12 protein-coding genes are annotated in these 11666 nt (G+C 37.4%); 1 reads left to right on the top strand and 11 read right to left on the bottom strand.

Annotated features, from left to right (window positions below):
- Nucleotides 1-68: 68 nt before the first annotated feature.
- From NBH14_RS22345 to NBH14_RS22295, 11 genes are all read right to left on the bottom strand, one after another.
- Nucleotides 69-611 (bottom strand): FHA domain-containing protein, encoded by a 543-nt coding sequence (locus NBH14_RS22345; protein ID WP_007658742.1) that lies wholly within the window; start codon nt 609-611, stop codon nt 69-71.
- 309 nt (nt 612-920) lie between these two features.
- Nucleotides 921-1268, bottom strand: coding sequence for a HigA family addiction module antitoxin (locus NBH14_RS22340; protein WP_186961205.1), 348 nt, complete (start codon nt 1266-1268; stop codon nt 921-923).
- 11 nt (nt 1269-1279) lie between these two features.
- The gene (locus NBH14_RS22335) at nt 1280-1594 is read right to left on the bottom strand and encodes a type II toxin-antitoxin system RelE/ParE family toxin (protein ID WP_186961204.1); all 315 of its coding nucleotides are present in this window, start codon (nt 1592-1594) and stop codon (nt 1280-1282) included.
- A gap of 193 nt (nt 1595-1787) precedes the next feature.
- Nucleotides 1788-2144, bottom strand: coding sequence for a putative polyvalent protein kinase domain-containing protein (locus NBH14_RS22330; RefSeq protein ID WP_186961203.1), 357 nt, complete (start codon nt 2142-2144; stop codon nt 1788-1790).
- A gap of 127 nt (nt 2145-2271) precedes the next feature.
- A complete protein-coding gene (locus NBH14_RS22325; RefSeq protein WP_186961202.1) occupies nt 2272-2730 on the bottom strand; it encodes an HU family DNA-binding protein in 459 nt (152 codons plus the stop codon).
- Nucleotides 2731-3171: 441 nt separating this feature from the next.
- Nucleotides 3172-7533: a leucine-rich repeat protein gene (locus NBH14_RS22320; RefSeq protein WP_186961201.1), complete on the bottom strand. Its 4362-nt coding sequence runs from the start codon at nt 7531-7533 to the stop codon at nt 3172-3174.
- A 939-nt stretch (nt 7534-8472) separates the two neighbouring features.
- On the bottom strand, nt 8473-8739 hold the full coding sequence (locus NBH14_RS22315) for an integrase core domain-containing protein (RefSeq protein WP_250817765.1): 267 nt from the start codon (nt 8737-8739) through the stop codon (nt 8473-8475).
- Between the two features lie 9 nt (nt 8740-8748).
- Nucleotides 8749-9180, bottom strand: a complete 432-nt coding sequence (locus NBH14_RS22310) for a hypothetical protein (RefSeq protein WP_250817764.1) — start codon at nt 9178-9180, stop codon at nt 8749-8751.
- Nucleotides 9181-9284: 104 nt separating this feature from the next.
- Complete coding sequence (locus NBH14_RS22305; RefSeq protein ID WP_186961200.1) at nt 9285-9644, bottom strand: hypothetical protein; 360 nt, start codon at nt 9642-9644, stop codon at nt 9285-9287.
- A gap of 44 nt (nt 9645-9688) precedes the next feature.
- The gene (locus NBH14_RS22300; RefSeq protein WP_186961199.1) at nt 9689-10054 is read right to left on the bottom strand and encodes a helix-turn-helix domain-containing protein; all 366 of its coding nucleotides are present in this window, start codon (nt 10052-10054) and stop codon (nt 9689-9691) included.
- A gap of 5 nt (nt 10055-10059) precedes the next feature.
- Entirely contained in the window at nt 10060-10353 is a 294-nt protein-coding gene (locus tag NBH14_RS22295) for a type II toxin-antitoxin system HigB family toxin (RefSeq protein WP_186961198.1), read from the bottom strand.
- A gap of 203 nt (nt 10354-10556) precedes the next feature.
- Here NBH14_RS22295 and NBH14_RS22290 point away from each other — a divergent pair, with 203 nt between their 5' ends.
- The gene (locus NBH14_RS22290; protein ID WP_250817763.1) at nt 10557-10715 is read left to right on the top strand and encodes a hypothetical protein; all 159 of its coding nucleotides are present in this window, start codon (nt 10557-10559) and stop codon (nt 10713-10715) included.
- Nucleotides 10716-11666: the final 951 nt, after the last annotated feature.

Raw genomic sequence — 11666 nt, 5'->3', positions numbered from 1 at the left:
TTCCCCCTATCTCCCTTATCGCCCTGATGTAAGAGATCGTTCACTCCGGAGCAGTATCTAAGTTTAATTTAAAAATCTTCCTCTTCTTCCCCTCCCGGAACATGTAGAATAAAAGTAGTAGCCCCCATAGTCACGATAGCTCCTTCACCGATCCGTACCTGTTCTTTTTTTCCCAGCAGTACACTGCGAAGGAATGTGCCGGTCATACTCTGGTTATCGCGCAAGGTATAAACGAATTTACCATCCCTATCCTGTTTCACATTAATAATACAATGTTTACGCCCCACACTCGGGTCACTGGTAATAATAGGAACATCCACACCTTCCGTGTCTTTATTCCTTCGTCCTATCATATTATCCCCCATCACAAGCGGCAACTCCTGTTTAAAGCCAAAAGTATTCTCGATCACAGTGATATAACCACAGGAAAAATCGGGTTCCTTCACTTCTTTTTCCTGTCCGGACTCCGTACGCACAGTCTTTCTACCCAGTTTTATCTTAAACTGGGAACCACATTGAGGACATACAAAAGCCAGGATTTTCCCATCGGGATACTTTGTTTCATCGAATGATAACTGATTATCACATTTGGGGCAGAATATTCTTTTCATATCTTTATTTGAAGCATTTACGTTTTAAGAAGTACAAAGATAAGTCTTTTTCCACGGAAATAAAGACCGATACGTCTATAAAACAGAAAAGCCATCCATCACGGACAGCCAATCTTCATTGTTAACCTTAAATCTAATACCATGAAAAACACAGTGCAAATATAGAGGTTTTATGTTATTCAGCATAATATTCACCTCAAAAACACCATTCATTTAATACAGTTTAACAAAAAACATGCTGCACAACACATTTCTACAGCATATTCACACTAAAAAAGTCATTATCCATACAGATAACATTCTTTACTATCAGAGTATCGCAGAAATTTTACGTACTTCTGCCAGCCGCTCCATAAATGTCTTGTCTTTGCGGGTAGCTTGCATATTGTATTTGAGTTGAAGACGCATCAACGGTTCTGCATCCACTCCCAAAACAGCCTCAAAAAGTAAAGCCGTCTTTTCTGTTATTGGACGATGCCCGTTCAATATCTCGTTCAAAACGGAATATGCCAACCCCATTTGTTTCGCCAGCCTACGTTGCGATATTCCTCTATACTCAATCTCATCTTTCAAAATCTCACCCGGGTGAGTTGGGTATGCGGGAATAAGATTATTGGCAGTCATTTGGGGATCACCCCCTTTTACAGTAGCACTCATATCAATTCTTTCTATTTATAATGATTCGACAACTCTGTTATATTACATATCGTAGCGATAATTTCGCCATCCTTAACTTGTTCCTCGAACTCAATACGGTATTGGTCATTCACTCTTACGGAAGACAATCCCGCTTTATCACCTTTCAGCTTTTCATAATTCAGCGATTTATATTGAGTGAGAGTCGTTACATCAGCTTTTTCAATCATCAAATCAATGATACGGATGTATTTACGGATTATCTGCGGTTGAAAGCGATGCTTCTTGTCTGCTTCTCCTGTAACATACAAATCACGCAAATATTTCTTATCGAAATTTATCTCCATACCGGTTCTATTTACAGATGCAAATATAGCATTAAATATCTATGTTCGCAAAATTAGCGAACACTTTTACTAATACTGAAAAGCTTTTATAAAAACTCCGGTAACAATCGGAAAGAAATCCTATTACTACTGGAGAAAAGTTTGGGTTGGTAGAATAATACGATTCTACCGTTTTATCACTTTAACGACTTTACTATCCATACGGATAAAATAAGGTAATTATATACCAAAGATTATCATCTGAATATCTAAAATCGTTAAGTTTATATACTATCTGACTATTTTCTATTGACAAATAAACTTCATTCTCAGAACCTCGATCAGCAAAAGTCCCAAGATCATCCATAGAATTAATCCAATAGCCATTTTCTATTGCCCAATCCTTTAACCTTGCGATTTGGACTCCCTTGCAATTCGCTGTTCCCGCAAGCGCTTGAACTGATTCAAGCACTCTTTGTGCGAAAGCTTCAGCTTGTTCCAAGAGGCTACAGTCCGAAGTTTCCTTGCGTTTGCCTCTTTGTGATATTCGTTGAGAACGATCTCCATCCATTATAAATTACTGGTTTATTCGCAAATAAATGGATTTTTTCCATATTCCCCAAAGATACTTCTCAAAATAAAATTCCCCGGACCAAGAAAATCTCGATCCGGGGAACAATCTTACAACATACCGTAAACTATTCTATCTCCGGTCTGTCCCCTCCACCTTCACTTCCTCCTCCGGAAGGAACTTTGGTGTCGTTGGTACTGTCTTTGTCATTAAAGTCCATTCGCATCCGATTGATCATTTCACGCAGTTCCGCACACGGAACAAAACGCAACTTCATCTTTCGGATGGAATCCGCATTCGCTTCACCTTCCACAAGGCTACTCTTGGCGTTAAAAGACGGGATGAAACTCCCGAATCCTTCCACCTGTACAGTATGCCCCTGTTGAATGAAGGTTTTCATGGAAGAAACCAACCCATACAAGGTTGCCCTAACCAATCCTTTGTTAACACCCGATACCAATGCAATCTGCTCGCAAAGATATCCAAATTCCACCGGGGTTGCCCTTTCGGGAACCACCACATACTTTTCGGTTTTTGTTTTATCAAAACCGAAGGCTTTCTTGACACGTCTAAATTTTAGTGCCATATTTTATATAAATAAAATGATTATAATAAGGATCGAAGATATACTCTACCCCTTTTCTTCCCCCTTCTAGAAGAAAAGTTTCCCTCCCACTTCTTGCAACAGACTTACTTTTGTAAGAGTGGGCATACATTAAAAAATTTCGGCAGAAAAGCTAGCCGAACAGCTTAATTAAGTTTAAGCCCAAATGAATACACCTAGTCATATTCATTCAATATCGATGAAGTCAATTTCATTGACAACACAAAGGTAGTGTTATTTCCCTGATGCAAAAAAATATTTATACGCTTTTTTTCGAAAATATAGAAAAAAGGTTATTCTGACCAATCTGCAACCAGCTTAAAAACAAGAAACAAATACACTAATAAGTAAGGTTCACAATCACTTAGCCTACAAATCCCCGCCTGCCTATCGTAGATTGAACCTTACTTATTGTTCCTTTTTTTACAAAATGATCTTAAATGATTCGTTTCCCACACGAACAAAATAAAGGCCATCTGCCGGCAAATCGACATCCTCTACGCTTTCACGAACAGCTTTCATAACGACAAGTCGTCCGCCGGCATCATAGATGTACACAGGAACACCTACTGCAAAACCTGATAGACTCAAACGTTTAGACGCAGAACGGTAAACTCGTTTATAAGATTCGATATTTTCATTTGCAGTAGGGTCTTCTTCCTTTTTGAATTTAACAGACAGATAGAGATTTTCCTGCAAATGAGGAACTACAAATTGATTGTTTTCATCCAACATCTCTTTGATATCTTTTCCATTCAGGAGAATAGACTCGATTAAATAATCTTGTTCCGGTCGAACATGAAACTCAATACGGGAAGATTCTGTTCCTTTCAAATAAGCATAATAACAATAATCCCACCCTCCTTCATTCTGCCGAACTCCTACTGTCCCACCTTTAGACAGAAGTATTTCGATCATATAATTAGTTGCAATTCCATACGTCCGTATATTTTCAAAATTTCCCCAAATAGCATGTTCTTTATAAAACTGCAGCTTATTCGCAGGAACAAATAATCTGGCAGATTGATAAACAGAACTATTAAAACAATTTTCCGATACTAGCGGAATCTCACCTGTTGGCAGATATACATAATTTATTAACGGACTATCTTTAAAAGCATATTCTTCTATTTCCTCAACACAGTCTGCCATATGTACTGTCTGCAAAGAATTACATCCAATGAAAGAGTTAGAGCATACTCGCTTAACATTAGGAGGAAATATGATAGATTGCATTTTCGAACAATTTTCAAAACTAGGTAATTCAGTCAAATTCAAACAATCACCAAAATAAAAAGAGGTATTCAGGCAACCTCTCAATGCATAGTTCCCGATATAATACAATTTATCCGTACTATCAAAATAAACACATTCCACATTTTCAAAAGCATAATCTCCAACCTTTTCCAGACAGGTACTTGATTTTGCATTAAATTGAATTGTTGCTTTTACACAATTCTTAAAAGCAGCATCTTTCACTTCTATCACTACAGGCAAGCAACTTACACCAGCCAAATTCGAACAATTTTCGAAAACACCTCTTTCTATAATCGTTACATGAGACAAGTCTGGAGCAATAACAAGACAATTACAGTCTTTAAAGGCATCTTCTCCGATCTTCGTCAAATATTCAGTCTTTACAGATAAATCATTTAAATTAAATGTAGAAATAACAGAACCGGAAAAAGCTAATTTTCCTATCGCTTCTATTGATTGCGGTAAATACATGGACTGAAGTGTTTGATTGTTATAAAAGGCTTTATCCGGTATAGTGTTTACTGAATTAATATCGTATTCCACAACAGCTGCATTCCGTAAATCCAACTCCAAAAGTGATTTCATCTGATTCATGATAACAAAATCCCTCTGGTCTATTTTACCACCTATTACAAGATGTGTCACCAGTTTTATATCTTCATCCGACAATAACTTTTTTAAAGTTCCCGGTTCTGCAACTTCTACCGACAGCTTTCTTTTTTCTCGCAACGTCAGAAAAACAGTCAACTCTTTATCACCATCTATATCGATTTTTATATTCCCTGTATGATCAGATGCAGCATTAGTGTCTTCATAGATAACTTTACCATTCAAAAAAACCTGCTTTATATAATACAGTTCGTTCGAATAGATCGAAACCATTGTTTCTCCGGAAGGCAAATTTATTTGGGTAACATCCTTATAATCTTGTTGGTTCACACAGACCTTTTCAACACCTTGAAATGTACCCAATGTCAATACGTAAGACTTCCTTTGATACTCCACAGATAATGCCAAATCAGATTCCATGGATTCGATTTCATAATAACCATCTTTTATTTGAGCAGTTATATCAGTTCTTCCAAGAATGGCTCTTTTAACTTCATAATATTTATCCGACAAAAAATTAAGATCAAGCATAGTCCCCTCTGTTATATCAGATACACTAGTCGATTGCATAATCTCCTTATCCCCTATTCTTATACAGCCTGTTCCTCCGGTCATATCAATTGTCAGTTTATAAGTCGGAATCTGTTCAAAAATGATCGATAATGCCACATTAGCAGAAATGGAAGAAATTGTCAACACATTATCACTTACCTGGTTGGTTATATCCTCACTTCCTAACTTAACTTGTCGGATGCGATAACCAGCATTGGGAATTATCGCAACTTTTACATCGGTAGAGGCTGTAACAGAACCTGGATTACCGGAAGTAACTAACTGGTCATTCACCTGTACACTTCCTCCTTCTGAATAAGTCACCTCTACGACATAAGTTACCAGAGCTTCTTTTTCAAATGTTACTGTAACATCTTTATCTGCAGAGATGGATAAGATGGTCAATACATTATTGCTTAACTGACTAGTTACATCTTCGTTTCCCAACAAAACCTGCTTGATATGATAACCGGCTTGAACTGTTATCGTCACTTTCACATCGGTTGAGGCTGAGGCTGTAACTGATTGACCAGAGGTGATAGACTGACCATTCACCTTCACGTTTCCACCAGTCGAATAATTAACTTTTACGCTATGAGTTACCAAAGCATCTTTTTCAAAAGTAACTGTTATCTCTTTATTTGCAGAAATAGACGAGATGGTCAATACATTACTACTTAATTGACCTGTTACATCCTCGTTCCCCAACTGAACCTGCTTGATATGATAACCAGCTTGAGGCGTTATCGTCACTTTTACATCGGTTGAAGTTGAGGCTGTAGCTGATTGACCGGAGGTGACAGACTGACCATTCACCATCACGCTTCCACCAGTCGAATAACTAACTTTTACGCTATGAGTTATCGGGGTGTCTTTTTCAAATATGACCGTAATATTTTTATTTGCAGAGATAGACGAGATGGTCAATACATTACTACTTAATTGACCAGTTACATCCTCGTTTCCCAACTGAACCTGCTTGATATGATAACCGGTTTGAGGCGTTATCGTCACTTTTACATCGGTTGAAGTTGAGGCTGTAAATGATTGACCGGAGGTGACAGACTGACCATTCACCTTCACGCTTCCACCAGCCGAATAAGTAACCTTTACGCTATAAGTTATCGGAGTGTCTTTTTCAAATATGACCGTAATATCTTTATTGGCTGAGATAGACGAGATATTCAATACATTGTTACTTAATTGACCAGTTACATCTTCGTTTCCCAACTGAACCTGCTTGATATGATAACCTGCTTGAGGCGTTATCGCCACTTTTACATCAGTTGAGGCTGTAACTATAGCTGATTGACCGGAAGTGACTGACTGATCATCCACCTTCACACTTCCACCAGTCGAATAAGTAACCTTTACGGTATGAGTTACCAGAGCATCTTTTTCAAAAGTAACCGTTATCTCTTTATTAGCAGAAATAGAAGAGAAGACCAAGAGATTATTATTTAATTGACTAGTTACATCCTCGTTCCCCAACTGAACCTGCTTGATATGATAACCGGTTTGAGGTGTTATCGCCACTTTCACATCAGTTGAGGCTGCAACTGTAACTGATTGACCAGAGGAGGTAACGGATTGATTATTCACCTTTACACTTCCACCTGCCGAATAAGTAACCTTTACAAGATGAATCGCCGGATTATATTCTTCCCATATAGGTTCTATTAGATAGTTTTTACCAACCTTTACAACATAAGAGCCTATTCTTCCTAAACTCACGCCATTGACTTTCACCTCTTTAAGCCTATAACCTTTTTTGCTGTAAAAAGTAAATGTTATACTTTTATTGTTTTGGTCCAACCAATAACCAAATGGAAATGCCCCAGGACAACTAGATTCTACACTACCCATTGTTTCATCATAGGGCAAAATCCGAGCTACAGAAGTATATTCTTGTTCAAATTTTATCTGAAAAGTCAAAGCTGTAGATTGATATTTCTCATCACCTTCTTGTTCTATTTTTATCTGAGAAATTCCTTTATAATCATTTTGCTCCAACATAACTCCATCATAGACTAATTGGATATCATATTTATAAATATCGTCTTCTTGTGTTTTATTGATTACTTTTATTGTAAGGAGAGATTTATCCGTAGTAGTTAAATTCAATAATACGGGAGACTTAGTTTGAATAAACCCTGGTATAGTATAAGTCAGTTGCCATCCATCCCCAACACTACCAAACTTAATCCACGCATCTGGGGAAAAATATTCATGAAAACCAAAATCACAAGAAGTTAGTGTTTGGTAGATTACACTCAAATTAGGATCAAGTAATTCAGATTTAGCCTTGTTTATATTACATAAACAAGTCAATAATACCAATAATAAAATGTGAGATAATTTTTTCATAAACCTACATAATTCACCTCCCTGTCCCCCTCCGTTCGGCTTTTATCTAAGATTATCAAATAGAAAAGCGCGGGAACTGTCATTTACTATCCTATCCAGAGGTATCGCCAAACACCCACCACAGAGATAATAAAACAACAGCCCGCGCTCTATATTGTATATAGCCTTACTTTATAACAAATAAGTATACAAACAGAGCGCAAGCATTCATTGTCTATTATTCTTCTGCAGTTGAAAATTGGCGATTTTCTGAATAGAGAATAATATTTTAAACGCTTTTCGCTTTCTAATAAGTCCTTCCGTTCAAGGCCTCGCTAGGTCTTTACTTAGAATTACTGCAAACATACGTAAAAATTCATAATTAGCACATCAATAACATAAAAAACAGACAAAAGCCTACTAAAATCATCAGATGAAGCTACTTATTAAGTAACCTTCGATCTACTTACTAAGTAAGGCATATGGTTACTTAGTAAGTAAACTCCCGCCTACTTATCGAGTAGACTTGACCTTACTTATTAAGTAGATCTGATAGCATGTAGTTTCACTATTAATCTTGACTACTTTCGCCCTAACTAATAAGAAGGTTGACTCGTTTATTACTTACTTATAATCCAGGTTTACCCACATGGATTGTTATTTGTATATTGGGTTGACATTTGTTTGTCACCACAAAATTAATTATAAATCCGTATTTCTCCTAATGAAAAAACCACCGTGGCGGTTTGCCATGCGGCTGGAGGCGCGGAGCCTCCAAAGAGCTTTCATGATAGATTTTCTGGATCCGGGGGGGAAGTTTTTTTATCCTGTCATCTCCACTCCTTTCTGTTTTTTATGGCTAGTTCCCTGTAACTTTTCCATTTTTTCTTTATTTCTCCTTCACACTTAACCGCCTGCTGAGGCGTCATGCCATCAAGACTCCAATGAGGGCGTTCGTGGTTATAAAAATCTACGGCTGTTTCCATAGCTTTTTTTTACTTCCGAGAGACAGTAAAAGACCATGTCTTTGAGAAGCTCGTTCTTGATCGTGTTGTTTATCCGTTCAGCAACAGCATTGTCCTTCGGATTTCCACTCTCGGTCATGCTTATACCTATCTGATAATCTTTTAAACGACCTGTATAAGCATAACTGGCATATTGGACGCCCCGGTCAGAATGATGAATCAGTTTCGACAAGTCCTTGCCCGCATAATGCTCAAAAGCCATTTCCAACGCTTACAGAGGATAGCGCGTATCCAAGCTTTCTCCTACGCTATAACCAATGATTTCCTTCGTATAAGAATCCGCAACCAGAGACAAATAGCAGAATGTGTTTTCATCATTTTGAGGATCAAGACATAGGGGTATATAGGTGATGTCGCTGACCATCAACTCGCACGGGCGAATGGGGATCAGTTCCTTAACCAAGTTCGAGTAAAGTGGAAGGTCATGCCGGGAGTCTGTAGTTGTGGCACGCCGTTTGCGTTTTCGCACTTTCAGACCATACCTCTCTATTATATCGTAGAAGCGGTTGTAACCTACACTATATTTTTCACTGAAGCGACTGCGATACATCAGCCAAAGCTTGTTACCTCCTATGCCAGGATCTTTTTGACGTACTTCCTTGATAAATTCAACGACAAAAGCTTCCTTGGCTAAACGTAGCATCAACATATCTACATGTTTGTGATAGGCTTGTTTACTAACACCAAGCAGACGACACATAGGGGCAATGCAATAAAGACGTTTGTCCCTATTGTGCAGCCTACCTGCTACTTGGTGCCAGCTTTTTTTAAGTCGATACCGTAAACCTCTTTACCGAAAGCTACCATCTCTTCATAAAAATCAGCACGTAAACATTCCGTTGACAGCTCTTTTTTAAGACGAGAAATCTCTCGTAGCAACTCCTGGGTGTCTTCTGCTGTGACATCTTTTTTTTGTTGTTTCATAAGTGCTGCCTCTTTGGGATTTCTTTCCTCAAAGAGATGTAATACCTTTTCTAATCCACTCTTGCTAAGACCAAATTTTTTCATCAGGTCCGAAACTCTTTCTTTTTCTACCACATGAAGGCGGTAAATCTCGTGGTCTCTTAATTGCAAGGCTTGAGCTTGCGCATACTTCTTTGCGTTCATTGTTGACTTTATTAGAAGTCAACCTTATTTATAAAAAGACAAACTTATACTCCTAATATTATATTAGCATCAATATTCAGTTTTCGATTAATTTCTCTGGCTACTTTCAAAGTAGGTTCACATTTACCAGAAATGTAATCACTGAGACGGGAAGGACTTACTCCTATCAGTTTGGATAATGACTTTTGATTAAGCCCCATTTCATACATACGAAGTTTTAGTACATCCACCAGGGCTGGTTCTCCTAAAGCGTAATGCTCCTCTGAGTAATCGGCCACAAGATTAGATAAAAGTTCCAGTTCTATACTATTAGGATCATTTAGTGGAGTATTGTCATCCACTAATGGAAGAAGTTCCTCTACCCTTTTAACAGCCCATTCATATTGAGCCTTATTTTCTATCTTTGTCATAAACATTAAATTTTAGAGCAATTAATTTGATCATATTCTTTATGAGTTCCAACGAAACGGATGTAAACAAACTGGATCGTAAATTTAATAACAACAACTAATCGGTAGTTATTACCTTTGACATTGAAAACATAATGCTGATTGCCAACGTTATCTACGCTATTGAATGTTTTCTTTACATCAGCATAGTTAGTCCACTTACTCTGTTTTACTATCGTCACCCATTCTTGAAGAGCGACTTTTGAGTCGGGATACTTTTCTGCATATTCTTTTAACGCTTGTTCTGTAAATATCCTCATTGCTATTCATTTTTACGAAACAAAGATATGAATAGAATTCTATATTTCAAAATAAAATTCCATATTTCAGGACTACAATAAACAAATCCTTCGAGTCACCCACAATCAGCGGTACATATAATAGCCGGAGATATTTACGAGCAGTTCAACAGCAAGGACACTCCCTGGACTTTGCGGGAAGAACTTGGCAGTAACGGTTCCGGATGAGGAGTTATTACGGCGGACGTTATATCGACTGCAACCAATTAACGGCACAACTGGAATTACGAATTGAATTCAAACACAATGTGAATGCCCGCATCGACTATGGTTTCGGTAAAAATACAGAGGGCTTTGTCTTTAACTTCGCAGAAGCATTTTAAACAGGAACCTTATAAACGCAAAAAAAGGCCATCTTCACAGACAAGACATCTTCTTTTATAATCAATAATGTTTTACAATCCATTTATCAAAAACCTACATAGACTGATTATTATTAAATTTTCATGTCGAAACAAAGATACTGGAAAAGTTGTGTGATTATTGTCCTTACATGAAGGATAATGACTACCAATCAATTGGTGGTTTATGTGAAGGCTCTTTTTGCGAAGAAGCAAAAAACAATTATGTTGAAGAAAATGATTTGGAAATGATTAACTAATAAAGAAATGAAAATAAGAAACAATGATCTGTCAGACAGACGTATTGACATTGATATAGCAGCGGAGTTTCAATCCACCTATATAAATGCGAGTATGACGAGCTTATCAAGCTCCTTTTGCCTGATATGGGAAGAGATAAAGAATGCTTATTCTCTCAAACATAAGGCTATAGAACAATATCGGGAGGGGCTGGCCGTTCCCCGACCAATGAGTTTTCTAGAGATAAATAATGCGTGACACAGTTTATTTTACACTACCTCATTATCCCCGACTTTTTCCTAATCAACAATAGTCTATATGATTATCTACTTATATTGGTCACAAGTCCTGTGGTAGTATTAGTTGCTGTAAGTATATTAGTAGTATCATCATATGAGTATGTGCAGTTGGTTAACGTAAATAAATGTCCAACCCCACCATCAATTACTTGGTTAATAATATTCACATGTGAATATATATTAGCTCCATTAAAATGTAGATGAGTCTGATAGACCCATAGTTGTTTCCGTCTTACACGATGTATATAATGCAAAAAGTTATGCACCGCTAAGGGTAGGGTGTTCAGTAAAGTGTTCTCATTTTAGCATACTTTTTTTAGTGTTTGATTCCGCATGGAGACTAGGTTTGGCGATAGTTTTTTTGATGCCCATTCATTGATATCCTTGAGTCGAA

The organism is Parabacteroides caecihominis, assembly GCF_023656785.1.
Lineage (GTDB): Bacteria > Bacteroidota > Bacteroidia > Bacteroidales > Tannerellaceae > Parabacteroides > Parabacteroides segnis.
Note: the sequence above shows the minus strand (reverse complement) of the source record. Positions and strands in the feature narration are given on the sequence as shown.